The 24,441-nt window shown below is 65.6% G+C and carries 26 protein-coding genes; 7 read left to right on the top strand and 19 right to left on the bottom strand.

The genetic code is table 11. The features are described from left to right. Positions 1-9: 9 nt before the first annotated feature. The 11 genes from PCE31107_RS04605 to PCE31107_RS04555 all read right to left on the bottom strand — a co-directional run bounded on the left by PCE31107_RS04605 (position 10) and on the right by PCE31107_RS04555 (position 8,571). Entirely contained in the window at positions 10-1,146 is a 1,137-nt protein-coding gene (locus PCE31107_RS04605; RefSeq protein ID WP_130024983.1) for a TyeA family type III secretion system gatekeeper subunit, read from the bottom strand. Further along, positions 1,139-1,828: a hypothetical protein gene (locus tag PCE31107_RS04600; protein WP_150606744.1), complete on the bottom strand. Its 690-nt coding sequence runs from the start codon at positions 1,826-1,828 to the stop codon at positions 1,139-1,141. Before PCE31107_RS04600 ends, PCE31107_RS04605 begins: the two co-directional genes overlap by 8 nt. Then, positions 1,804-2,490 carry a type III secretion system domain-containing protein gene (locus tag PCE31107_RS04595; RefSeq protein WP_150606742.1) on the bottom strand — a complete coding sequence of 229 codons (687 nt, stop codon included), beginning with the start codon at positions 2,488-2,490 and terminating at the stop codon, positions 1,804-1,806. Before PCE31107_RS04595 ends, PCE31107_RS04600 begins: the two co-directional genes overlap by 25 nt. Then, a complete protein-coding gene (gene sctJ, locus PCE31107_RS04590; RefSeq protein ID WP_217425180.1) occupies positions 2,448-3,230 on the bottom strand; it encodes a type III secretion system inner membrane ring lipoprotein SctJ in 783 nt (260 codons plus the stop codon). The genes PCE31107_RS04595 and sctJ overlap by 43 nt, the downstream gene beginning before the upstream one ends. Positions 3,231-3,286: 56 nt before the next feature. Continuing rightward, positions 3,287-3,643: a type III secretion system inner rod subunit SctI gene (gene sctI / locus PCE31107_RS04585; RefSeq protein ID WP_150606738.1), complete on the bottom strand. Its 357-nt coding sequence runs from the start codon at positions 3,641-3,643 to the stop codon at positions 3,287-3,289. Then, positions 3,640-4,035 carry a DUF1039 domain-containing protein gene (locus tag PCE31107_RS04580; RefSeq protein ID WP_150606736.1) on the bottom strand — a complete coding sequence of 132 codons (396 nt, stop codon included), beginning with the start codon at positions 4,033-4,035 and terminating at the stop codon, positions 3,640-3,642. Before PCE31107_RS04580 ends, sctI begins: the two co-directional genes overlap by 4 nt. Next, on the bottom strand, positions 4,032-4,250 hold the full coding sequence (sctF, locus tag PCE31107_RS04575; protein WP_130024977.1) for a type III secretion system needle filament subunit SctF: 219 nt from the start codon (positions 4,248-4,250) through the stop codon (positions 4,032-4,034). Before sctF ends, PCE31107_RS04580 begins: the two co-directional genes overlap by 4 nt. Beyond that, positions 4,247-5,047 (bottom strand): helix-turn-helix transcriptional regulator, encoded by an 801-nt coding sequence (locus PCE31107_RS04570; RefSeq protein WP_240756173.1) that lies wholly within the window; start codon positions 5,045-5,047, stop codon positions 4,247-4,249. Before PCE31107_RS04570 ends, sctF begins: the two co-directional genes overlap by 4 nt. Before the next feature lie 224 nt (positions 5,048-5,271). Beyond that, positions 5,272-6,873 (bottom strand): FMN-binding glutamate synthase family protein, encoded by a 1,602-nt coding sequence (locus PCE31107_RS04565; RefSeq protein WP_130024976.1) that lies wholly within the window; start codon positions 6,871-6,873, stop codon positions 5,272-5,274. 70 nt (positions 6,874-6,943) lie between these two features. After that, positions 6,944-8,098: a tRNA 2-thiouridine(34) synthase MnmA gene (mnmA, locus tag PCE31107_RS04560; protein ID WP_150606734.1), complete on the bottom strand. Its 1,155-nt coding sequence runs from the start codon at positions 8,096-8,098 to the stop codon at positions 6,944-6,946. Further along, positions 8,095-8,571, bottom strand: coding sequence for an NUDIX hydrolase (locus tag PCE31107_RS04555; RefSeq protein ID WP_017233978.1), 477 nt, complete (start codon positions 8,569-8,571; stop codon positions 8,095-8,097). Before PCE31107_RS04555 ends, mnmA begins: the two co-directional genes overlap by 4 nt. A gap of 459 nt (positions 8,572-9,030) precedes the next feature. Between PCE31107_RS04555 and PCE31107_RS04550 the strand changes: the two genes are divergently transcribed. From PCE31107_RS04550 to PCE31107_RS04530, 5 genes are all read left to right on the top strand, one after another. After that, positions 9,031-10,161, top strand: coding sequence for a Re/Si-specific NAD(P)(+) transhydrogenase subunit alpha (locus PCE31107_RS04550; protein ID WP_130024975.1), 1,131 nt, complete (start codon positions 9,031-9,033; stop codon positions 10,159-10,161). A 15-nt stretch (positions 10,162-10,176) separates the two neighbouring features. Further along, positions 10,177-10,503, top strand: a complete 327-nt coding sequence (locus PCE31107_RS04545) for an NAD(P) transhydrogenase subunit alpha part 2 (protein ID WP_130024974.1) — start codon at positions 10,177-10,179, stop codon at positions 10,501-10,503. Continuing rightward, a complete protein-coding gene (locus PCE31107_RS04540) occupies positions 10,500-11,942 on the top strand; it encodes an NAD(P)(+) transhydrogenase (Re/Si-specific) subunit beta (RefSeq protein WP_150606732.1) in 1,443 nt (480 codons plus the stop codon). Before PCE31107_RS04545 ends, PCE31107_RS04540 begins: the two co-directional genes overlap by 4 nt. A gap of 102 nt (positions 11,943-12,044) precedes the next feature. Next, entirely contained in the window at positions 12,045-12,806 is a 762-nt protein-coding gene (locus tag PCE31107_RS04535; protein WP_150606730.1) for a 5'-methylthioadenosine/adenosylhomocysteine nucleosidase, read from the top strand. A 155-nt stretch (positions 12,807-12,961) separates the two neighbouring features. Then, positions 12,962-14,050 carry a hypothetical protein gene (locus PCE31107_RS04530; RefSeq protein ID WP_150606728.1) on the top strand — a complete coding sequence of 363 codons (1,089 nt, stop codon included), beginning with the start codon at positions 12,962-12,964 and terminating at the stop codon, positions 14,048-14,050. 81 nt (positions 14,051-14,131) lie between these two features. Here PCE31107_RS04530 and PCE31107_RS04525 read toward each other — a convergent pair whose 3' ends face one another. The 5 genes from PCE31107_RS04525 to edd form a co-directional block, all read right to left on the bottom strand. After that, positions 14,132-15,463, bottom strand: a complete 1,332-nt coding sequence (locus PCE31107_RS04525; RefSeq protein ID WP_130024970.1) for a THUMP domain-containing class I SAM-dependent RNA methyltransferase — start codon at positions 15,461-15,463, stop codon at positions 14,132-14,134. A 49-nt stretch (positions 15,464-15,512) separates the two neighbouring features. After that, complete coding sequence (locus PCE31107_RS04520) at positions 15,513-16,046, bottom strand: gluconokinase (protein ID WP_017235666.1); 534 nt, start codon at positions 16,044-16,046, stop codon at positions 15,513-15,515. 70 nt (positions 16,047-16,116) lie between these two features. Beyond that, positions 16,117-17,472, bottom strand: a complete 1,356-nt coding sequence (locus PCE31107_RS04515) for a GntP family permease (protein ID WP_017235665.1) — start codon at positions 17,470-17,472, stop codon at positions 16,117-16,119. 104 nt (positions 17,473-17,576) lie between these two features. Next, a complete protein-coding gene (gene eda, locus PCE31107_RS04510; RefSeq protein ID WP_130024969.1) occupies positions 17,577-18,203 on the bottom strand; it encodes a bifunctional 4-hydroxy-2-oxoglutarate aldolase/2-dehydro-3-deoxy-phosphogluconate aldolase in 627 nt (208 codons plus the stop codon). Between the two features lie 36 nt (positions 18,204-18,239). Next, positions 18,240-20,072, bottom strand: coding sequence for a phosphogluconate dehydratase (gene edd, locus PCE31107_RS04505; RefSeq protein ID WP_174966550.1), 1,833 nt, complete (start codon positions 20,070-20,072; stop codon positions 18,240-18,242). 301 nt (positions 20,073-20,373) lie between these two features. Between edd and PCE31107_RS04500 the strand changes: the two genes are divergently transcribed. Continuing rightward, complete coding sequence (locus tag PCE31107_RS04500) at positions 20,374-21,219, top strand: MurR/RpiR family transcriptional regulator (RefSeq protein ID WP_017235662.1); 846 nt, start codon at positions 20,374-20,376, stop codon at positions 21,217-21,219. Between the two features lie 63 nt (positions 21,220-21,282). Here PCE31107_RS04500 and PCE31107_RS04495 read toward each other — a convergent pair whose 3' ends face one another. The 3 genes from PCE31107_RS04495 to PCE31107_RS04485 all read right to left on the bottom strand — a co-directional run bounded on the left by PCE31107_RS04495 (position 21,283) and on the right by PCE31107_RS04485 (position 23,477). Next, on the bottom strand, positions 21,283-22,263 hold the full coding sequence (locus tag PCE31107_RS04495) for an NAD(P)-dependent oxidoreductase (RefSeq protein WP_150606726.1): 981 nt from the start codon (positions 22,261-22,263) through the stop codon (positions 21,283-21,285). Between the two features lie 70 nt (positions 22,264-22,333). Beyond that, positions 22,334-22,954: a 2-hydroxychromene-2-carboxylate isomerase gene (locus PCE31107_RS04490; RefSeq protein ID WP_130024967.1), complete on the bottom strand. Its 621-nt coding sequence runs from the start codon at positions 22,952-22,954 to the stop codon at positions 22,334-22,336. 106 nt (positions 22,955-23,060) lie between these two features. Then, positions 23,061-23,477, bottom strand: a complete 417-nt coding sequence (locus PCE31107_RS04485) for a CopD family protein (protein WP_130024966.1) — start codon at positions 23,475-23,477, stop codon at positions 23,061-23,063. Between the two features lie 301 nt (positions 23,478-23,778). Here PCE31107_RS04485 and ruvC point away from each other — a divergent pair, with 301 nt between their 5' ends. Next, entirely contained in the window at positions 23,779-24,321 is a 543-nt protein-coding gene (ruvC, locus tag PCE31107_RS04480; protein ID WP_150606724.1) for a crossover junction endodeoxyribonuclease RuvC, read from the top strand. Positions 24,322-24,441: the final 120 nt, after the last annotated feature.

The raw sequence follows: 24,441 nt of genomic DNA, 5'->3' as shown, positions 1-24,441 counted from the left end.
ACTTCCCCACTACCCCCCGGTCACCTCTCCCTCGTGGGCGATCTCCGCGCGCCAGCCATCCAGTGCTTCGCCGAGCGTCTCGCGTTGTGTCTCGTCGCGAAAGCAACCGTCATGTGCCGACTGCACCAGCCGAGTCAATTCGCGCGCAAACGCGTAGCGCGCGTCGATCGTCACCATGCCTAGATAGGCCGCGCGTTGCGCAAGCCATTCCACGCCCACCCACGGCTGATCCAGTAACGTGAGCATCTCCGAGATCATCGTGTCCGTCTCGAACGCGCGAGCGCCTGCGGCGCGCAATGTCTGCGCCGCTTGCTCGCACGCCGACTCCAGCGTGAGAAACAGCACTACACGACGAAGATCGTCGATGACGGCCGCCAGACGCGGGAGCTCCGCACCGGCCTCTCGCGCGCCTAATTCCAACCCCAGCGCCTGCATCAGCGCGCGCAACCGCGCACGACGCTGCGCAAAGCGCCGGCATTCGTCGAACCATTGCGTCAACGAGCGCTGCGATCCTTGTGACTGACGAAACAGCGACTTGAGTTGTTGCAGCAGCGCCATGCCTGGGTTTTGCCCGCTACCGCATTCCAGCGCCGCGAAGGCCTCGATCGCCCACGTCTCGGATGACGTCAGTTCGTCCAGCGTCCGGCGCAAGCGGCTGCGCGTTGCGCTGTCCAGCCCGCCTTCGGCCAACCAGGCCGCAACGACCAATGCCGCATGCCCGGCCGACAGGTGGGCCTGGCGAATCAGTTGATGGGGGTCGGGAACGAACGGAAGATCGCGCAACTGCCCTCGCAGTCGCTCGAATTGCGCCGCGTTCACACGCGCAAACCGATGCATCTGCTGCTCGAACAAGGCGCGCGCACGCTGCTTGTCGTCGCGCACATCGCGATCGCTCGTCCTGCGGAATCGCACCCCGAGGGCGAAGCTGAGATTCTCTTGAGATTCGGCGACCGCCGCCTCTTCGTTCTGTGAGATGGTCGCTTCGATAAGCGCGATATGTCCCGGCATGTCGGCAGGCAACCCTCGCGCCGCGCTTGCCTCACCATCCAGCGGCAGCCATTCGTCCGCCACGCGGCGCTCAACGGCCTTGTTTTCCTGGGGTGCCCGACCCGCCGATGGACCGGACGATGGCAAGCGCTCAACCATCAGCGATCTCCAGATCGGGACTCGCGTTCAGGCGCTCGAGGACTGCCGCGAGATCCACGTCGAGATCCAGGCACACCGTCACCCATTCGCTTTCGATGCGGGCCTGCCGGCCAACCAGCGTGGCATCCGCCGTGCAGGCCAGCACAATATCGGCCGCTCGCAAGGCATCGGCCACGCCGTCGCGATGGGCGGGCGGCACTCGCAGCACGAGCGCTCCCTCGCGCACCAGCGCGGGTAAAGCGAGTGCGACGCGTTGCGCGAAGCGCTCACCGACATCGAGCGGGGAGACGAAATTCGACAGCGCGGCGCTCAGGGCGTCTGTCACGCGACGCTCCAGCGAGCGAGCGATGTCGCGCTCGAGCGACGCCTCGTCGACCAGCCATGCAACGGCCTGCGCCACGGCGTCACGGCGGGCCGCTTCCGCAAGCGCCGCCGCCTCCTGTCGGGCCTGCTCGCGCGCCGCGTCCCGCCACGCGTCGCGCAGCGCCTGCGCATCGATACGTGCCTGCTCGCGGTCAGCCAGCGCGGCGTCACGCTCGGTCTTTGCCTGCGCCATCCAGCGAGCCCGCAGACTTGCCTGTTCGCGCAGCCCCTCGAGTGCCTGGCGGGAAATCACCGGCCCCGCAGGCGCGGGGCCATCCATCGCTTCGATGGCCGTCAAGGCGAAGTCGACGACATACATAGCATCTTCTCCAGCGCTGCAAACCGCAGCCAGATGTCCTCGTTCGTCGAGCGCTCACCCGCCGCAAACGGTTCAATGTCGGCCGGCGGGGGAAGCAACAGTCTGGCGGCCTTGTTCACCGTCGCCACGTCGACGCACGGCAGCTCAGACGCGCCATCCAGGCACGCGCCGGTGACCGCAAGCGCCGCAGGAACGACCTGCTCGGGCGACAGGGTGGCACTGGCAGGCCAATCCCGACGCGTAAGCAGCAAACGGTCGCACTGCCAGGCGTCGAGCCACGACGACAACGCACGGCGGTACGTGCCGAGCAGGAGATAGTCCGGACATCTCATCGCGCGCAAGCCGTGGGCCAACGACAGACGTCGCAGGTTCGGCAACCGCCTCAGCATCGCTTGCGCCGTGTTGCCTTGCGGGGGTACGCAATCGCCCGCCGCCGCGCCCGGCCAGCCGCGCCGGGCGATGACCAGACCGTCGATGGACGCGCGGCACGCGGCGTGTCGCTGGTAGGTCTCTCGCCAAGGCAACATATCGAACGCGTGCCACCAACCGACATCCATTTGCATGCCGGGCTGCCAGATCAGGCGTGCAAGTTGGGTAGCGCCGCCGGAGTACGCGCGCGTCACGATGCCTTCGATACGCGGGCGCGCAAACGCGGCACCCATGATGCGCGCCGACGCCACGCCACCACCGCGGCAGCGGCCACCCCGATACACGCCGCCACGACCACGCCCCACGCCACCGTCGGCAGCCCGCGTCCGCGATCCGTCAACGGGCCCGTGGGCGCACCTGTCGACGCGTCGACGGACGCACGAGGCAAGCGATAATCGGCGGGCTGCAACACGATGCTGATGCGCTCGGGCGTCACCCCCGGCACGCTGTCGTGAACCAGGCTGCGAATATCCGTCATACGCTGCGTCATATTGATCTCGGGGCTGTACTTCACGAAGACGGCCACGCCGGGCGGCAAGGTCGTGCGCCCTGCGGAATCCGTCGGCACCTGCGCGATCGAGACTTCGGCCACCATCACACCGTCGAGCGACGCGAGCATGCGCTCGAGTCGCTGCTCCTTGAGATAGATCAGCTTCGCCTGCTCCTGCACAGGCGAACTGACGAGTTGTCCTGGTGGAAAGACATCCTCGACGGACGCGCGCTTCTGGCGCGGCAAGCCGTGCTGGCGCAGCACCTCGACACCGCGCACGAAATCGCTGCGCTCGATGCGAACCGTCATGCCCGCGGTGTCGGCGCGCTTGTCGGCCTGCAGCCCGGACACCAGCAATAGCGCCAACATCTGGTTGGCCTCGGTCTCACTCAGCGAGCGATGCAGTTCGACCTTGCACCCGGCGAGCGAGATCAAGAGCAGGCTGCCCAGCAGCCATCGGCCGCGCCAACGGATTTGTGCCACGGACGGAGTGCGTCTCGCCGATCTCGCCAGGACGTCGACGATGCGACGGCCGCGCGTCATTGCATATGCACCAGCTTGTTCACCCCTTGCGTGGCGGCGCCCGCGACCTTCGCCACGAACTCCAAGGCCAGCACGCGCTCGGTCAGGGCTCGCTGCATCGCAAGCATGCGGGTCGGATCGTCCAGCGTGCGCTCGTCGATCGCCACCCGCTCGGCCAGGCGTTCGGTGTTGCCCGCGAGCTTGCCCGCTGCGCTGAGCAAATGATGCTCCGGCAGCGACGGCGCGCTCGCGAGGGCCTGACCGAAATGAACGGCGTCGTGCTCGCTGGCGTTGACCGGTACGAGCGCGGCGTTCGCTGGCGTTGCAATGGCAGACGCGTACGCAAGTACCGCAGGGATCTGAGAAGTGGTCATGACGAGGGAACGGGAGGAGAGGAGGAGGACGAAGAGGACAACGCGCGCGACGTCGGCGACATCGCGTTGGCGGACTGGCTCGCGTCCATCGCGTCAAGCCAGCGGGCAAGCACGTCGCCCGTCGGGTTGGCGTCATGCCCGGCCGCCACGATCTTGGCGAGGTGGGCGCGCGCCGCGCGCGTATCGCCGAGCGCGATGAGAAGCGCCGAGTGCAGCCATTGACGCGTCTCACGATCCGTCACGAGCGACGGCAAGGCGTGCAGGATCACGCGGGCTTGCGAGTGCATGCCGTGATGTGCACCCGCCAGCGCCAGTTCGACGACGATTTGCCGGATCGACGCGTCCAGCCATGAATCGGCGGCGTTGTGCAACACAGGGTCTGCGCACGTCATGCGATCTTGGCGATGATGCCCATCAGCGTGTCCTTGATGAGCTTGAGCGTTGCGCTATGCAGCCCGACCATTGTCGAGAACTGCTGCAACTTGAATTGGACATCGAGCATATCCCGAGGGTCGTCGGCTTTCCCTGCGCGCACGGCCTGCGTCGCTTGGTCCGACAGGCTCCGCACCCCTTCGGACATGCCGCGATGGATTTCCTCGACGTTCATTGCACGCCCCTGTCGGTGAGGGCACCGTGCCCCGCGACCAGATCGGCGCGCATGGCGGCATAGGCATCCGCTTGCGGCATGGCGACACGGCCGCCGCCGCGCTGCGGCGGCGTGCCCAGCCGGATTTCCGTCGGCGCGCAATCGAAGCGCTTGCGGAACGTGTCGGTGAAGTGCGCATGGTTGGTGAAGCCGCACTCAAGCGCGATGTCGAGTACTTTGTGACGCGTGGACAGCAGCAGATCGCGCGCCAGCCGAAGGCGTCGCTCCAGCAGCCACTGCTTCGCGGGCATGCCATACGTTTGCTGGAACAGGTAGCGAAACTTGCGCAGCGGCATGCCAAACTCTTCGGCGAGCCGCCCGACCGGCCACGGCCGGTGAAAATTGGCTTCGACGAAATCGAACAGCGAATGGCTGCCCGCAATCGTCTGACGCAACATGGCCGAGAAGTACCGCTGATCGCGACACAGGCAATAGACGTAGAAGAAACGCAGCATCGCCATGCGGTCGACGTTTTGCAACGTCATGGCCACGTCGACCATGCTGGGCTCGAGAATCAGCGTGCGTGCCGCCTGTCGATGAAAAACGCCGAGCGGACGGCGGTCGAGCAGATCGACGACATCGGGGTACAGCGCCTGCAGGTCGCAGGCGTGAAAATCGTGTGACATCACCGGCCCTGGGGCATCGATCGTCGCATCCGAATGGGTGGCGGTCATGCCGCCGGCCGGCAGCGTGTGTACGAGACCGTTCACATTCAGTTTGATGTCGTGGTGGCTGATCAGAAATCGCACCGTACTCATAGGCTCCTCCTCTGACGACGGGCGGTCGCCGGGATGACAAAGTCGAAGGCCACACCATAGGCGAGTCCGCCCGCGAGCATCATCCGGTGGAGACCTTAATGTGCGATGCCTGACCTCGGCGTTATCGTATTTGGGAAGAAAACTGTCGGGAAACGTAAAAAAACCCGGCGCAGCATCGCGTCGGGTTGTGGTGGAAGCCTCTTGCCTGGGCTTGCGCCGTTCGGTCAGGTGACCTCAGCCGGAGAGAAACTGTCGGCGCGCGCCATCGGCCAGTATTTTTCGTAGAGCTGGTAACGGAACTGGCCGCGCAGCAGATCGCCCGGCGCAAGGTACTTGAGCGATTCCGACATCAGGCGAATCTCGTTGGTCGACACACGCTCGACGATGTGATGCGCTCGCAGGTCGGACGGATGCGACAACCCCGCCGCCTGAATCAACTCCTGCAACGCATGCAACGTATGCGCGTGGAACTGGTGCACGCGCTGCGCCTTGTCCGGCACCACCAAGGCGCGCTGACGCAACGCATCCTGCGTTGCGACGCCCGTCGGGCAGCGGTCGGTGTGACATTTCTGCGATTGAATACAGCCGATCGCGAACATGAAGCCGCGCGCGGAGTTGCACCAGTCGGCGCCGATGGCCAGCGTGCGGGCGATGTCGAATGCCGTAACGATCTTGCCCGATGCACCGATGCGGATCTTCTCGCGCAACCCGGCCCCCACGAGCGTGTTGTGCACGAGCAGAAGTCCTTCCTGCAGCGGCGCACCCACGTGATCGGTGAACTCGAGCGGCGCGGCGCCCGTGCCGCCTTCCGAGCCGTCCACGACGATGAAGTCGGGCAGAATGCCGCTCTCGAGCATCGCCTTCACAATGCTGAAAAATTCCCATGGATGGCCGATGCACAGCTTGAACCCGGTCGGCTTGCCTCCCGACAGCGTGCGCAGACGCTCGACGAATTGCAGCAACCCAAGCGGCGTCGAGAACTCACTGTGACGCGACGGCGAAATACAGTCCTGCCCCATCGGCACGCCGCGCGTGGCGGCAATCTCCGGCGTGATCTTGGCCGCGGGCAGCACGCCGCCGTGTCCCGGCTTTGCGCCTTGCGAGAGCTTCACCTCGATCATCTTCACCTGAGGCGTGGTCGCCTGCGCCGCGAATTTCTCGGCGTTGAAGGTGCCGTCGTCGTTGCGGCATCCGAAGTAGCCCGAGGCCACTTCCCAGATCAGGTCGCCGCCCTGCTCCCGGTGATGCGGTGAGATGGAACCCTCGCCGGTGTCATGAATGAAGTTGCCGAGCTTCGCACCTCGATTGAGTGCACGGATGGCGTTGGCAGACAGGGCACCGAAACTCATGGCGGAGATATTGAAGATCGACGCCGAATACGGCTGTGCACGATCCGCGCCAATGGTGATGCGAAAGTCGTGATCCTTCAGGACAGTCGGCGCGAGCGAGTGAGCAATCCATTCATAGCCCGTCGCCTTGACATCGATCTCGGTGCCGAACGGCCGGCTGTCGACATCGCCCTTGGCGCGCTGATAGACAATGCTGCGCTGGGCACGCGAGAAGGGTGTTTCTGACGTATCGTCTTCCACGAAATACTGGCGAATTTCGGGGCGGATGAACTCGAACAGAAACCGGAAGTGTCCCCACAGCGGGTAGTTGCGCAGCACGGCGTGACGCTGCTGCACGATATCCCACACGCCGAGCGCCACCAGCGCCGCGAACGGCAACGGCCAGAGTGGATGCCAACCGTCGAACAGCACGCCCGCCAACGTTGCCAGGAGCAACGCCACGACGAGCCACAGAGCCAGGAATCGGCGCGAGAACATGAAATCTCCTTGCTTTAGGGGGACACTCGCCGGCACGCGGCCGGGGGTCCCCCGGCGAGCGCCGGCGGATTCAATGCGTATTGAGGATGGCGTGTTTGGCGGCCACGACGGCCTGGGGGTTAGCGCTGCCGGCGTCGGCCGGCGTCGTGGCCGCGATGATGCCGCCGCCCAGACAGACCTCGCCGTCATACAGCACGGCCGATTGCCCCGGCGTGACAGCCCACTGCGCGTCCAAGAACGACAACGTGAGCGCGTCGGCGTCGGCACGCACCACTTCGCATGCGGCGTCGGCCTGCCGGTAGCGAGTCTTGGCGCCGCAGCGCGTGCCCTCGGCTGGCGGCTCGCCCGCGACCCACGACAGGTCTTCGGCATCGAGCGTGTCCGAGAGCAGCCACGGATGATCGTGGCCCTGAACCACATACAACGTGTTGCTCGCCATGTCCTTGCGCGCCACGAACCACGGCTCGCCGGAGCCTTCGCGGCTGCCCCCGAGTCCGATGCCCTTGCGCTGGCCCAGGGTGTAGAACGCCAGGCCCACATGCTCGCCCACGACCGCACCGTCAGGCGTTTTCATCGGGCCCGGTTGGGTCGGCAGGTAGCGATTGAGGAAGTCGCGAAATGGTCGCTCGCCAATGAAGCAAATGCCGGTCGAGTCCTTCTTCTTCGCGTTCGGCAATCCAATCTGGGCGGCAAGCTCGCGAACCTTCGTCTTCGGCATTTCGCCGAGCGGAAACATCGTGCGTGAAAGCTGCTGCTGGTTCAGCCGGTGCAGGAAGTAGCTCTGATCCTTGGTGTGGTCGAACGCCTTGAGCAGCTCGAAGCGCCCATCGCGCTCGCGCACGCGGGCGTAGTGGCCCGTGGCGATGGTCTCGCCGCCCAGCGCCACGGCGTGATCGAGAAACGCCTTGAACTTGATCTCGGCGTTGCACAGCACATCGGGATTGGGCGTGCGGCCCGCCGAATACTCGCGCAGGAATTCCGCGAACACGCGGTCCTTGTATTCGGCGGCAAAGTTCACGGCTTCGACGTCGATGCCGATCAGATCGGCGACCGAGACCACGTCGATCCAGTCCTGCCGGGTCGAACAGTATTCACTGTCGTCATCGTCTTCCCAGTTCTTCATGAACAGTCCGACGACGTCATAGCCTTGTTGTTTGAGCAGCCATGCCGTGACCGACGAATCCACGCCGCCCGACATGCCTACCACTACGCGTTTTTGACTCATGTGTTGCCTTGCCCGCCGGCGCTCGCCGGATGGGTCAAAAGTAGAGCGAGGTCGTAACGTACCCCCCGCAGGTAATCGTCCATGCAGCGCTCGAGAATCGGCGAGCGATGGCGCGCGCGCTGGGCACGCACTTCGTCCGGTGTCAGCCAGACGGTGCCGACAATGCCGTCGTCGAGCGTGCGCGACGCATCGAACTCGCCCAACGTGCCGGTGAACGCGAAGCGCAGATACGCGATGTCGCCGGGGCCGGGGGCGAGATAGATGCCCAGCAGATGCTGGGGCGCGAACGCATAGGCCGTCTCTTCCAGCACTTCACGGCGCACCGCGTCGAGAATCGACTCGCCCGGCTCCAGATGACCGGCCGGTTGGTTGATCAACAGGCCCTCACGCTTTTGCTCTTCGACAAACAGAAAACGGCCGTCGCGCTCAACGACCGCGGCGACCGTCACGTTGGGCTTCCAGCGTGCATTCATGACGCATCCTTGCGGGACGGGGGACCTGACGGGCCCCATGGACCGTGGCGGGCGGTTGGCCCACGCGGTCGGTCCGAGACGTTACCCCGATAAAAGCAGCATTTTACCGTCTGGCGGGGTTTGGCGCTGAAGACCGGTGAGCGTCGTGACCGTGGCGGGCGAGGCGACCGACCGGTCGGTCGGCCACGGCGACCGTGATCCCGACCCCGTCGGCATATCCATATGCGGTTTCGTGCAATAGGCGTGCCTGTCATCTTCGGGTAAGCTTCCAGCACCAGCAATGTGCAGCATGCAGTGGCAGTACCGCATCACCGGTTTGTGCAGTAGTTCGATTGCAGTGGTTTGTGCAGGACTAATGTCATCAGCGGCGAAACAGGTAATGCGCCTGCCCCGGCAGCGCACGCGCTGCGGCTCCTTGGCCGCTGATGAGATCAGTTCACAAACCCAAGGAGAGACGTAATGAGAATCGGCATCCCCGCCGAAACGCTTACCGGCGAATCCCGTGTCGCGGCCACGCCCGAGACGGTGAAGAAGCTGGTCGCGTCAGGGCATCAGATCGTGGTCGGACGCGGTGCAGGAGACGCCGCAAGTGTGCCCGACGCGGCCTTCGAAGCCGCCGGCGCCACATTAGGCAACGCCGCCGACGCCCTAGGTGCAGAACTCGTACTCAAGGTACGGGCCCCCTCCTCCGAGGAACTCGCACTCATCCCGCGCGGCAGTGTCGTCGTCGGCATGCTCAACCCGTTCGATGCGGAGAACAATGCGCGCATGGCGGCCGCTGGCGTGACGGCCTTCGCCTTGGAAGCCGCGCCGCGGACCACGCGCGCGCAAAGCATGGACGTGTTGTCCTCGCAGGCCAACATCGCCGGCTACAAGGCCGTGATGCTTGCCGCCAATCTGTATCAGCGCTTCATGCCGATGCTCATGACGGCCGCCGGCACGGTCAAGGCCGCGCGTCTGGTCGTGCTGGGCGCCGGCGTCGCCGGGTTGCAGGCCATCGCCACGGCCAAGCGTCTCGGTGCGGTCATCGAAGCGTCGGACGTGCGCCCCGCCGTGCGCGAGCAGATCGAATCGCTCGGCGCCAAGTTCATCGACGTGCCGTTCGAGACCGACGAGGAACGCGAGATCGCCAAGGGCGTGGGCGGCTATGCGCGCCCGATGCCGGCGGCATGGCTCGCCCGTCAGTCGCAACTCGTGCACACACGTTTGACGCAAGCGGACATCGTCATCTCCACCGCGTTGATTCCGGGGCGCGCCGCGCCGACGCTCATCGCCGAAGACACCGTCAAGGCCATGAAGCCCGGCTCGGTGATCATCGATCTGGCGGCAGGGCGCGGCGCGAACGGCGGCGGCAATTGCCCGTTGTCGGTGGCCGACGAGGTCGTCAAGGTGCATGGCGTGACGATTGCGGGCTACACCAACCTCGCGGGCATGGTGGCGGCCGACGCCTCGGCGCTGTACGCCCGTAACGTGCTCGACTTCCTGAAGCTGGTGATCGACAAGGAAGGCAAGCTCGTCATCGATACCAACGACGACATCGTCAGTGCGTGCCTGATGTGCCGCGACGGTCAAGTGCTGCGTGCGGCATAAGGGGGAGACACGACCATGGAAATGATCAATCACACGGTGATCAATCTGATCATCTTCGTGCTGGCGGTGTACGTCGGCTATCACGTGGTGTGGAACGTCACGCCTGCGCTGCACACGCCGCTCATGGCGGTGACGAACGCGATCTCGGCCATCGTGATCGTGGGCGCGATGCTCGCGGCCGGGCTCACGGAAGGCGCGCTCGGCAAGACGATGGGTGTCGTGGCCGTGGCGCTTGCGGCGGTGAACGTGTTCGGGGGCTTCCTCGTCACACAGCGCATGCTCGAGATGTTCAAGAAGAAAGACAAGGCGCCCGTCAAGGCGGCCGAGGGGGACAAGCAATGAGTATGAATCTTGTGACGCTGCTGTATCTGGTCGCGTCGATCTGTTTCATCCAGGCGCTCAAGGGCCTGTCGAACCCAAAGATGGCGCGACGCGGCAATGCGTTCGGCATGATCGGGATGGCCATTGCGGCCCTCACCACGATTGCGTTGATCTTTGAACTGCGACGTCTGATGGGCGGGAACTACTCGGGGCTCGGGCTGATTCTGGGTGGGCTCGTGGTCGGCGGTGGCATCGGTGCGTTCGTCGCGCGCAAGGTCGAGATGACCAAGATGCCGGAGCTGGTCGCGGCCATGCACTCCCTGATCGGTCTGGCGGCCGTGTGTATCGCGGTGGCGGCGGTCGCGGAACCGGCGGCATTCGGCATTGTGCCGGCCGGCGAAACGGTGCTGCCTTCCGGTAATCGGATCGAGTTGTTCATCGGTACGTTCGTCGGCGCGATCACGTTCTCGGGGTCGGTCATCGCTTTCGGCAAGCTCTCGGGCAAGTACAAGTTCCGGTTGTTCCAGGGCGCGCCGGTCCAGTTCACGGGCCAGCACACGATCAACCTGCTGCTCGCCATCGCGATGCTCGGCTTCGGTGTCATCTTCTTCCTGTCGCAAAGTTGGCTGCCGTTCGTTCTGATGACGGCCATCGCGTTCGTGCTCGGTGTGCTCATCATCATCCCGATTGGCGGCGCGGACATGCCGGTCGTCGTGTCGATGCTGAACTCGTACTCGGGCTGGGCAGCCGCCGGTATCGGCTTCTCGCTGAACAACCCGATGCTCATCATCGCAGGCTCGCTCGTGGGTTCGTCAGGCGCCATCCTGTCGTACATCATGTGCAAAGCCATGAATCGCTCGTTCTTCAACGTGATTCTCGGCGGGTTCGGTGCAACGCCAGGCGCGGGCCCCGCGGGCGGCGAGCAACAACAACGGCCGGTAAAGTCGGGGTCGCCTGACGACGCCGCGTTCCTGATGAGCAACGCCGAATCGCTGGTGATCGTGCCGGGTTACGGCCTGGCCGTCGCCCGCGCGCAGCACGCCCTGAAGGAGTTGACCGACAAGCTCACCGAGAAGGGAGTGAATGTGCGCTACGCCATTCACCCGGTGGCGGGGCGCATGCCGGGTCATATGAACGTGCTGCTCGCCGAAGCCGAAGTGCCGTACGATCAGGTGCTGGAGATGGACGAGATCAACGGCGAATTCGGCCAGACGGACGTGGTGCTGGTGCTCGGCGCGAACGACGTGGTGAACCCGGCCGCGAAGAACGATCCGACATCGCCGATTGCCGGCATGCCGATTCTCGAGGCCTACAAGGCCAAGACGATCATCGTCAACAAGCGTTCGATGGCGGCGGGCTACGCCGGTCTCGATAACGAGTTGTTCTACCTCGACAAGACCATGATGGTCTTCGGCGACGCGAAGAAGGTTGTCGAAGAGATGGTCAAGGCCGTCGACTAACGCGACACGTTCGTCATCGGCCGCACTGCGGGGCTGCACCGGAAGTATGCGGGCAGCCCCGCGCTACAATGCGCGCTCCTCATTGCTCCCAGGAACCGCGCCATGACGCTCGGCATTGTCGCCGCTCTCCACGAAGAAATTACCGATCTGCTCGCCGAGATGGCGCCCGGCGCGCACGTCGAGTCCGTCGGTATGCGCGAGTACCACGTGGGCAAGCTGCATGGCCATGACTGTGTCGTCGTGCTCGCACGTGTCGGCAAGGTCGCGGCGGCCGCCACGACCACCGCGCTGATTCACCGGTTCGCGATCGACGAGCTCGTTTTCACCGGCGTGGCGGGCGGGCTCGCGCATGGGTTGTCGGTCGGCGACATCGTCGTGGCCGACACGCTCGTGCAGCACGACATGGACGCCAGCCCCCTCTTCCCTCGTTTCGAAATCCCGCTGCTCGGCCGAAACGCCTTCGCCAGCGCACCGCCGCTGCGCGACGCCCTCGCGAAAGCGGCGCGAGACTGGCTCGCCGAGGAGATGGCGACGCAAGTGCCCGTCGCGCTGCGCACCGAATGGCAGATGAGCGCCCCACGCGTGCATGTCGGGCAAATCGCGAGCGGCGATCAGTTCGTCTCCAGCGCGGGCGAGGTCAGCCGGCTGCGCGACGCGCTGCCGCAAACCCTTGCCGTGGAGATGGAAGGGGCCGCCGTGGCACAGGTGTGTCACGAGTACGGTGTTCCGTTCGCGGTGATGCGCACGCTCTCCGATAGCGCCGACGACACCGCCCACGTCGACTTCCCACGCTTTCTGCGCGAGGTGGCCAGCCATTACTCGCACGGCATCCTGCGCCGCTTCCTGACCGAACGGCGCGCATAATCCGGGGACCCTGCGCGAACACTCCGGGCGCCTCGCCGTCTGCCGCGTCGAGGCGTCCGTCCCCGTTTCGACAATTCCGGCGCACGATCTCGACACCTCGCACCGGACGCCTTCCCGACAATGCCATCTCTTGCATTGTCCGAAGGAGAGTTCCGATGAACGTGGAAAATCATCATGCCGGCACAGTCGCCACGGCGCATCTGAGTACGCCGGCACTGGCGCCGATCTATCGAACGCTGTGCTGGAGCGACGTCATCCAGATTCGCGCGCTCAACCCCAAGTGCAATCCGACGAAGGAGGCGATAACGGTAGCGGCCGAGCACCCGGATTGCGTGTTCGGACGCGAAGTCGCGCCCTATGTCGGCAAGACGGCCATCGGTGAACCGGCACGCAACGCGCAACAGCAAATGGCGCTGCGTCGGCTCGCCGTGCTGGAAGACCATGAGGTGACGATCGATTTGCTGCGGGATACAGGCTTGCCCAGTGCCATTGCCTCCGATCTCGTGCAACGGCTGTGCGCACGACCGATGGGTTGGTCCCTCTTCGAGCGGCTCGTGATCACGCCGACGCTGAACGACTGGGCGCGATCCGTGCTGGAGCGCCACGAGCCCGTGCACGTGGCCGACGATGTGCTGACGCTGCGCATCCTGCAGGCGTTCGGCCATGACGTCGCCGTGCCGTGGACGTTCGATGTCACCAACAAGTGGGTGTATTTCTACAGCGTATCGCCGGGTGACACGGGGTGCCTCACGCGACTCCTCAATACGGCCACGCGCGATCGACCGGACGATAGTGTCCGGCGCGAGGCATGCCGCAAGGCCTATCAGGCGCTGGCGTACACGCACTACGGTGCAGACGGCCAACTCTGGCCGCATTGGGAGGTGAGAGACGACATCTGGGAGATCTATCCGGATCCGCGTAGCGAAACCTTCCATGACGACATCGTGTCCGATAACGCCGTCACCTGCGAGACGGAGCGTTGGCTCAGAAACGTCACGCCCGTCGGATTCATGAATGTTTCCGGCCACTCGCCGCGCACCGGCCTCGACTACGACAGCGATCTGTCGGACCCGGACAACGTAACCTGCGATCCTGAGCGCGCGCGCGTCACACCGAGCGAACTGCGCATACGCCTCGCGACCTTGGCTGCGCAGCGACGCGGAGCGACGTCGGCCGCGCTGCCGGCACCGCCCGCCCCAGCGTCAGGCCCGCGTATCGCGTGGTCACCGGCCACCGACCAGTAATCGCGTGGCGCACGTCGCGCACAAAACAAAAGACCGGCAGGCGCCGGTCTTTTTTTTGTAACGTCGAATGCGCAACGTCGCTTACGCTTGCGGCGCGCCCGCCTCGTCCTTGCCTTCGCCCTTGCCCTCACTTTCTCCGCGCTTGCGCACCGAGCCGGCAATCAGGTCGAAGCGGAACAGACGGCATTCGAGCGCGCCGTTGAACAGCGGTGTGCGACGCGATTCGCGCAGACGCATCTGTCCGGGCAGGCTCATGTCGGCCGTCAGCAGGTAGGCACTCCAGCCCGTGAAGCGCTGCTTGAGCGCGTCGCCGAAGGCGCGGAAGAACGCCGCGTCGACACCGTCCGGCTGATTGCGCTGAAACTGACCGCCACGATTGCCCTGCATGTCCGGCGATTCGTCGCCGTCATCGGCTTCGCGCGATCCGCGACGTCCGCGCACTTCGATACGCTCGCCGTACGGCGGATTCGCGACGATGATGCCGGGCCGATCCACCGGGGGCGACATATCGCGCGCATCCACCTGCTTGAGGCCGATGTCGCCCACGCCCGCACGCTCCAGGTTGGCGCGGGCCTTGGCCAGCATATCGCCCGAGATGTCGCTGCCGAAAATCGTCGGCGGCACGCCGCGCACTCGCGCGTCGCGTTGCGCCTCGGTGGCCTGCACCTTCAGCGTCTGCCACGCCGTGATGTCGTAGCCCTTGAGTTTCTCGAAGCCGAAGCGGCGCTCGGCACCCGCGGGCACGCCCAGCGCAATCTGCGCCGCTTCCGCGAGGAAGGTGCCGCTGCCGCACATCGGGTCGTACAGCACCATGTCGGCCGCCGTGTCGGTGCGCCAGCCGGCCAGACGCAGAATGCCCGCAGCCAGGTTCTCGCGCAGCGGGGCCGCGCCCTTGTCCAGACGCCAGCCGCGCTTGAACAACGCTTCGCCCGACGTATCGAGATAGAGGGTAGCGTCGGTGGCGGTCAGGAAGGCGAACACCCGCACGTCGGGCTGCGACGTATCGATGTTCGGCCGCGCGCCGGTCTTTTCGCGCAGGCGGTCGCACACGGCGTCCTTGATCCGCAGCGTGACGAATTCGAGGCTGCGCACCGGCGCCTTGATGCCGGTGACGTCCACGCGCAGCGTCTGCTGCGACGAAAACCACTCTTCCCAGCGCTGCGCGAGCGCGAAGGCGTAGATGTCCTGCTCGGTCCGGTAGGGCTGCTGGGCGATGCGAAGCAGCACGCGGCTCGCGATGCGCGAATGCAGGTTGGCGGCCATGCCGGCTGCCCACGGACCGGCGAAATGCACGCCACCGGGCACCTGTTTGCCCACCGACACGGGCGCCAGACGTCCCAGCTCTGCCAATTCGGCGGCGAGCGCCTCTTCCAGTCCGCGAGGACAGGGCGCGAAGAATTCGAAGGAAGCCATTTCGATGCGTACGACCGGCACGCGAAGTGCCGGCGGAGGGAATAAACCGCTATTGTACGCGCGCCGACCCGGCCGGCGTCAGCGCCGCGCCACCGGGGCAGGCGGCGAGTTTGTGCAACAGCGTCTCGACGATGGCGTCGGGCGACTCGCGGATGTCGATCACCAACGCGTCGCGCGGCTCTTCGAGCGTGTCGAACTGGCTTTGCAACAGCGCCGGGTCGAAGAAGTGCCCGCCACGCGACGCCAGGCGCTCGCCGATCACCTCGGGGGCTCCCTTCAGATAGACGAACACGACGTCGCCGTCGTGCTCGCCCAGCACGTCGCGATAGCGCGAGCGCAACGCCGAACACGCGAACACGTGGTGACGCCCCGCCACGCGGCGCGCGACGATCGCCTCGCGAATCGCCGCCAGCCACGGGGCGCGGTCGTTGTCGTTAAGCGCCTCACCGCGCCGCATCTTTTCGATGTTCGCGGCGCTGTGAAACGAATCCGCGTCGGAAAACCCGCAGCCCAGACGCTCGGCAAGTCGTTGCCCGACCGTGCTCTTGCCGCTGCCCGATACGCCCATTACCACGACGATCATGGCTCGCCTCCTTGTAACCGGCTGACTCGCGTCAGCGTATTGACGCTGTTGCACGCCCTGCATCGCTACCTCACACCACCGTGGCGAGGCCGAGCGTCAGCAGCAACGCCACAACCGAAATGATCGTCTCGCACACCGTCCAGGTCTTGAAGGTCTGCGGCACGGTCATGTTGAAATATTCCTTGACCAGCCAGAAGCCGCCGTCGTTGACGTGTGACAGGATCAGCGAGCCCGCGCCCGTGGCCAGCACCATCAATTCCGGTTTCACGGTGGCACCGGCGGCCGCCGCGATCGGCGCGACGATGCCGCACGCCGTGGTCATGGCCACCGTGGCCGAGCCCGTCGCGATACGAATCAGCACCGCCACCAGCCAGCCCAGCAGCAGCGGCGAGAGGTGGGCGTTCGTCGCGACATCGACGATTGCCTTCGACACGCCGCTGTCCATCAGAATACGCCCGAAACCGCCGCCCGCTCCCACCACCAGCGTGATCGTGGCGATCGGCGCCAGACACTCGTTGGTGAACTTCAGGATATGGTCGCGATTGAAACCGCGCTGCTTGCCGAACGTAAAGAAGCTCACGAGCGTGGCGATCAGCAACGCCATCACCGAGTTGCCGATCAGGCGCAGAAATTCGTTGGCAAACGTCTTCGGCGCGAAGAACAGGTCGGCCCAGCTACCGATGAGCATCAGGATCACCGGCAGCAGGATCGTGAACAGCGTGATGCCGAAGCCCGGCAGTTCATTCAGCGCACGGTCCTTTTCGACGAACTGCGAGAGCAGCGGATTGTCCGGATTGGGCACCACGTGGCGCGCCATGAGCTTTGCGAACAGCGGACCGGCAATGGCCGCCGTCGGAATGCCGACGATCAGCGCGTACATGATGGTGTGACCGATGTCCGCGTTGTAGGCGGTCACGGCGAGCAACGCGGCCGGGTGCGGCGGAATCAGGCCGTGCACGACCGACAGGCCCGCCACCATCGGAATGCCCACGAGCACCATCGACGTACCGGTCCGCTTGGCGACGTTGAACGCAATCGGAATCAGCAGCACGAAACCGACTTCGAAGAACACCGGCAGACCGACGATGAACGCGATCACGACCATCGCCCAGTGCACGTTCTTCTCACCGAAGGCGCCGATGAGCGTGCGCGCAATGCGCTCGGCCCCGCCCGACTCGGCCATCATCTTGCCGAGCATCGTGCCAAGCCCCACCACCAGCGCGATGTGCCCCAGCGTGTTGCCCACGCCTGTCTCGAACGCCTTGACGATTCCCCCCATCGGCATGCCCACCGCCAGCCCGAGCACGAGCGAGACGACGATCAGCGTGATGAACGGATTCAGTTTGAAACGCGCGATCAGCAGAATCAGCGCGATTACCGCGACTAGCGCGTACACCAGCAGCAAGTTGCCTTGCACCGCGACCATGGGGGGTCTCCTCGTTTGGCTAGATGGGCGAATGCCCGAAGGGCTTGCGCCCGATTATTGGAATTGTTGGATGTGATGCGTTGCTTCGATGAAACCGGTGTTGCCTAGCGGCGCGGCAAGGCAGTCGCCGCGCGCGCGAGACGCGTAATGCCGTCCCAGTCCTGCGCGTCCACGAGCGCCTTGGGGGTGAGCCACGATCCCCCCACGCACACCACATTGGGTTGCGCGAGATACGACGGCGCCGACTCGGCGCTGATACCGCCCGTCGGGCAGAAACGCACGTGCCGGAACGGCCCGTAAAGCGCCTTGAGCATCGGTACGCCCCCCGACGGTTCGGCCGGGAAGAACTTCACCGTGTCGTAGCCATCGGCGAGTGCCGCGAGAATATCGGACGGCGTCACCACGCCCGGCAGCAACGGCAGACCTGCTGCCCTGGCCGCCGCGCCCAGCGCGCTCGTGTAGCCCGGCGAGACGCCGAAGCGCGCGCCGGCCGCCACGGCCTGCGCCATTTCTTCCGGGCGCGTGAGCGTGCCCACGCCGACAATCAGTTCGTCGGACAGCCCCGCCACATGGCGAATCACGTCCATCGCGGCCGGGGTGCGCAGCGTGATTTCGAGGACCCGCACGCCGCCCGCGAGCAGCGCACGCGAGACCTGCTCGCCCTGCTCGACGCTGTCGAACTGGAGCACCGGAACCACGGGGCCGGCACGAACGATGTCATTGATGTCCATTACGTTTTCCTTGAATGCAGCGACGTGACCGGCACGTCACTCAGAACCGAAGAACACGGACGCGCCGGCTTCTGCCGCGCCCACCGCCGCGCGCATGTGACCGAAGAGCAGACGCCCGGTGTCGTCGCCCGAGACCGGCACTTCTGCCATCTCACGCGCCTCCCACGCCTGCGGAGCCACCTCGGCGTGCAGCATGCCGGCGTTCGCGTCGAGCACGATCAGATCGCCGTCGCGCACCCGTGCCAGCGGCCCGCCGCCCGATGCTTCGGGCGACACGTGAATCACGGCGGGCACCTTGCCCGAGGCGCCGGACATCCGGCCATCGGTCACGAGTGCCACCGCAAACCCTTCGTCCTGCAAAACACCGAGCAGTGGGGTGAGGCGGTGCAGCTCGGGCATGCCATTGGCGCGCGGCCCCTGGCCACGCAGCACCACGACCACGTCGCGACGCAATTCACCGGCGTCGAACGCGGTCTGAACCGCTTCCTGCGACGCAAATACGCGTGCCGTTGCGGCCACGCGCCGATGTTCCGGCTTGACCGCCGACACCTTGATGACGCCGCGGCCCAGATTGCCGTGCATGAGCCGCAATCCGCCATCGGGGGCGAACGGTTCGGCATGGCCGCGCAGGACGTCACGATCACCACTGTAGGCGCTACCGGCGCGCCACGCCAGTCCATCGGGCGACAGCCACGGCTCGGCGCGGTAGCGCGCGAGGCCCGGACCGGCCACGGTCTTGACGTCGTCGTGCAGCAGACCCGCGTCGAGCAATTCGCCAATCAGGAAGCCCATGCCACCCGCCGCGTGGAAATGATTCACGTCGGCCTTGCCGTTCGGATAGACGCGCGCCATGAGCGGCACCACGGCCGACAACGCGTCGAAATCGTCCCAATCGATGATGACGCCCGCCGCGCGGGCCATCGCCACCAGATGGAGCGTGTGATTGGTGGAACCGCCCGTGGCCAGCAGGCCGACGATGCCGTTGACGACGGCACGCTCGTCGACCACATGGCCGATCGGGGTGTAGTCGGGCGTGTCGGCGCCGATGGCCAGCACGCGCGCGAGGGCGGCGTCGGTCAATGCGTCGCGAAGCGGCATGTGCGGATGCACGAAGGCCGCGCCCGGCAGGTGCAGGCCCATGATTTCCATCAGGAGTTGGTTGCTGTTGGCGGTGCCGTAGAACGTGCAGGTGCCTGCGCCGTGATAGGCCTGCGACTCGGCTTCGAGCAGCGCGTCGCGGCCGACCTTGCCCGTGGCATACGCCTGGCGGATCTTGGCCTTCTCGTCATTCGACAAGCCGCTCGTCATTGGACCGGCCGGTACGAAGATCGTCGGCAGATGACCGAATTGCAGCGCGCCGATCACGAGGCCCGGCACGATCTTGTCACACACGCCGAGCATCAGCGCGGCATCGAACATGTTGTGCGAGAGTGCGATCGCCGTGCTCATGGCGATGATCTCGCGCGAGAACAACGATAGCTCCATGCCCGCGTTGCCTTGCGTGACGCCGTCGCACATCGCCGGCACACCGCCCGCGACCTGCACCGTGGCGCCGAGCTTGCGCGCGGCTTCGCGCAAACGCGCCGGATACGACTCATACGGCTGATGTGCCGAGAGCATGTCGTTGTAAGCCGTGACGACGCCGACGTTCGGACGACGCTGCTCGCGCAGGACGAGCTTGTCATTGGCCGGCATGGCGGCGAAACCGTGCGCCAGATTGGCACAGGACAGCGCGCCGCGCTGCGGGAAGCGTCCAGCGCTGGCGTCGACGCGAGCCAGATACGCCGCACGCGTGTCGCGGCTGCGCGCGGCAATGCGCGCCGTGACGGCCATTACGGTCGGGTGCAGGGGCTTCTTTTGCTCAGACATCATGCCGGGGAACGGAAATTGCGACGCACCCGGGACAGGTGCGATTCGGAGCGGAGTTTAGTAGAAATTCTACATCGCATCAATCGAAAGACATCCGCATCCGGGCTTGTCCCTAGTGTTATCCGATAGTTACGCCGAATTTTACCGTATCAAGAAACATCACACCACAATATGAAATGACGATTTTCTGTAGTTTTTGTACATGAACGCCGCAACTTGCACTCGCGCCGATCCGCGCCCGCGCTGCGGCGCCGGGACCTGCGGGTGCTATAGTGGGCGCCTGCTTTTGTCGACGCCTGCCATGCTGAACCGAATCAAAGCCACGCTGACCCAATTGCGCCCGTCCGAGCGCAAGCTCGCGACCTATGTGCTGGATGCGCCGCGCGAAGTCGTCGATCTGTCGATGAACGAACTCGCCGAACGCGCCAGCGTCAGCCAACCGACGATCGCCCGGTTCTGTCAGGCGGTGGGTTGCAGCGGCTATCGGGAGTTCAAGATCCGGCTGGCGCAGGGCATCGCACAAGGGGTGCCGTTCGTACACCGCGACGTGCGCCCCGACGAACCGGTGCCGGGCATCGCCAGCAAGGTGCTCGACCGCACCATCGGCAGTCTCATGCAGGTTCGCAACAATCTCTCGCCCGACAGCATCGGGCAAGCCATCGAGCTGCTTGCCGGGGCACGGCGCATCGAGTTCTACGGTGCGGGGGCGTCGGGGATTGCCGCACAGGACATGCAGCACAAGTTCTTCCGGCTCGGGGTGCCAGCCGTGGCATATAGCGACCCGCATGTCTACGGAATGTCGGCCGCGCTGCTGCGACAAGGGGATGTGGTGGTGGCGATCTCCAACACCGGGCGCACGCAGGATCTGCTTGAAGCCGTCCAGTTGGCGCGAACGGCGGGCGCGAGCGTGATTGCAATCACGCACAGCAACTCGCCGCTGGCGCGGCAGGCGAGCGTGGCGCTCTTCGCCGATGTCGACGAAGACACCGACGTCTACTCGCCACTGACCTCGCGTATCGCGCACCTGGCCATTGGCGACGTGCTCGCCGTGGGCATGGCGCTGCGCCTGGGCGATCGCCTGCCCGCCCAACTCGCCCGCGCGAAGGAAGTCATCAATCGCCGCCGGACGACGAACGAAGGGAGATAGCCACGGCTATCGCCTCACCCTCGTCATTTCGCGTCGCTTAAGGTCAGCGCCTATGCCGCGCGCTCAGCGCTGCTGTGCCTGCGGATTGACGGCGTTCCGTAGCGGCTTGCCGGTCAGCGCAGCGACGAGGTTGTCCGCCGCGCACGCGGCCATGGCATGGCGCGTCTCGTGTGTTGCCGAACCGATATGCGGCAGTGCGACCACTTGCTTCATCTTCAGCAGCGGCGAATCGACCGATACCGGCTCGCGCTCGAACACGTCGAGACCGGCGCCACGCAGATGGCCCGACGCCAGCGCATCGATCAGCGCCGCCTCGTCGATCACCTTGCCGCGCGCCGCGTTGATGAAAATGGCGCCCGGCTTCATCTGCGCGAATTCGTTCGCGCCGATCAACCGTTCCGTCGCCGGCGATAGCGGCACGAGCGTCACGACAAAATCGGCTTCGGCCAGCAACGCCGGAAGCGCCCGGTGCCGAGCGCCGTAGGCCTGCTCCGCAGCCTCGTTGCGCGAACGGTTGCTGTACAACACCCGCATGCCGAAACCGAGCGCGGCACGACGCGCGACCGCGCCGCCGATGCGTCCCATGCCGACGATGCCAAGCGTCTTGCCCTGCACGTCGGTACCGAAATGCGCCTCGTCGAGACTCGCCGTCCAACCGCCCGACTTCACCAGTTCGGCCAGTTCGACGACGCGCCGGGCACTCGACAGAATCAGGGCGAAGACGGTATCCGCCGTGGTTTCCGTCAGCACATCGGGCGTGTTCATCAGCACGATGCCGCGACGCGTGAGATCGGCCACGTCGAATTGATCGTAGCCCACGGAAATGGTGGCCCAGGCCTTGAGCCTGGGTGCGGCGTCCAGCAATGCGGGCGTGACGTTCATGCCCCCGCCGATGGCGCCCTCGGCGCGGCCCAGCGCCGCCATGAATGCCGCGCGGTTGCCGTCGTTCACCCCGTCGAATTCCGTCAGCGTAAAGGTTTCGGCCAACCGCGCACGCACGTCCGGCGGCACGCTCTTGTACAGCACCACTTCCGGAAGACTCATCCTCTTCGCTCCTTGGGGGGTGCCGCTGCCCGCACCCGCGGGCGACGGACCCCATGATCGGTATGTCGGATCAGCGCCGAGCGCCCTGCGCGTCGGCAAAAGCCCGTTCGAGAAAATCGAGACGGTCCTGGCCCCAGTAGGGCTGGCCGTCGAACACGAACCACGGTGCGCCGAAGACGCCGGCGCGTTCGGCGTCGTCGGTGTTGGCGTCGTAGGCCGCCTGCACGCCGGCCGTCTTCGACGCCGCGAGCAGCGATGCGCCGTCGAGCGACAGGCTGTCGGCGATAGCCTGCAACGTTGCCTCGTCGGCGATGTTGCGCTCCTCGGCCCACAGCGCCGTCGAAATGGCCGCCGTCAGCGCGAGCGCCTTGTCCGTGCCATGCGCGAGTTGCGCGGCGACGATCAAACGCGCCGCCGGATCGCCCGCCACCGGAAAGTACTTCGGTTCCAGGTTGAGCGGCACGCCGAGATAGCGGGACCAGCGCGCCAGCTCGACCAGACGATACGCTTGGCGCTGCGGCGCACGCTTGGCCAGCGGCAGGCCGCCCGAGCCGGCGAAGATGCGGCCGATATCCATCGGCTTCAACTGGATCTGCACGTCGTAGCGACGTGCCAGTTCGACAAAGCGGGCCTGCCCCATGTAGACATAGGGCGACGGCGGCGCCACGAAATAATCGCAGGTCAGACTCACGGCAGACTCCTCTCGGCTATCGGTGTTGGGCGCGGTTGGCCGCGCGATGGTGCAGTGGCCAGTGCTGGCGATGCGCGACGACGTGGGTGAACCATGACCCGGTGCGTCAGAACGGCTTGACGACCACGAGGATCACCGCCGCGAGCAGCGCCAGCACCGGGAATTCGTTGAAATAGCGATACCAGCGATGCGAATGTGTGTTGCGACCGGTTTCGAATTTGCGCAGCAGACGACCGCACGCATGGTGGTACCCCAGCAGCAACACCACGATGAGCAGCTTGGCGTGCAACCAGCCGCCGTAGCGTCCGATCCCGTAGTACAGCCAGAGGATCAGTCCGAAAGCGAGCGCGGGCACCGCCAGAATCGTCATGAAGCGATAGAGCTTGCGGGCCATGAGCAGCAGACGCTGCGTGGCGGCGGGCTCGCTCTCCATCGCGAGGTTGACGAAGATGCGCGGCAGGTAGAACAGGCCGGCGAACCACGAGGCGACGAAAACGATATGGAGCGCTTTGATCCAGAGCATCGGGGACGGGCGGCCCGCACGCAGGCCGTCGAATATTTTGAACAGCAAACAATGTACAACAATCCGTCGCACCGCGAAGGGCAACGTCCCGCGCATTCAGGCCCGGGCACCGCGACAAATCGACGCGACGCGGCCTGCGGCGTCATCGCGCACCGGGTTGTGATCCGCTGGGGTGCGGCGTCATTGCGTCTCACCCGATGAAACACACCGTGAGCGACGCCCTCGCGCGGCTGTGCCAGAATACGGGCCATATTGGCGTCTTCGCCCCGCATCGGTCGGTTTTCCGACCATTGGCCCCCGCATGAGAATACTTGGCATCGACCCCGGGCTGCGTGTCACTGGCTTCGGTGTGCTCGAAAAGCACGGCAACCGTCTGCAGTACGTGACGAGCGGCGTCATCCGCACCGGCGAAGGCACGCTGCCCGCGCGGCTGCGCATCATCTTCGAGAGCGTGGCGGAACTGGTCGACACCTATCGGCCCGATCAGGCCGCCATCGAGAAGGTGTTCGTCAACGTCAATCCGCAATCCACGCTGCTGCTCGGACAAGCGCGCGGCGCGGCGATCACAGCGCTGTCAGTCGGCGGGCTCGAGGTCTTCGAATACACGCCGATGCAGCTCAAGCAAGCGGTAGTCGGCTACGGACGCGCCCGAAAGGAGCAGGTCCAGGAGATGGTCACCCGCCTGCTCACGCTCACCGGCACCCCAGGCAAGGATGCGGCCGACGCGCTGGGCGTCGCCATCTGCCATGCGCACAGCGGCGAGACGTACGCGGCACTGGCTGGCGTCGCCCCGACCCTTGCGGCCAAGGGCCTGCGCGTGCGGCGCGGCCGCCTGGTCGGCTGAGCCTCATCGCCGTCACCGCTGCCGGCACCGCTGCCGGCACCGCTGCCGACACCGTCCTCCTACGCCGCGCAATCTCCCGCTGCCCGCCCCGGCACGCGACGTCCGAAGCGCTACAATGCA

The organism is Pandoraea cepalis (assembly GCF_902459625.1).
GTDB lineage: Bacteria > Pseudomonadota > Gammaproteobacteria > Burkholderiales > Burkholderiaceae > Pandoraea > Pandoraea cepalis.
The sequence above is the reverse complement of the archived record's forward strand: the minus strand, read 5'-3'. Positions and strand labels throughout refer to the sequence as shown.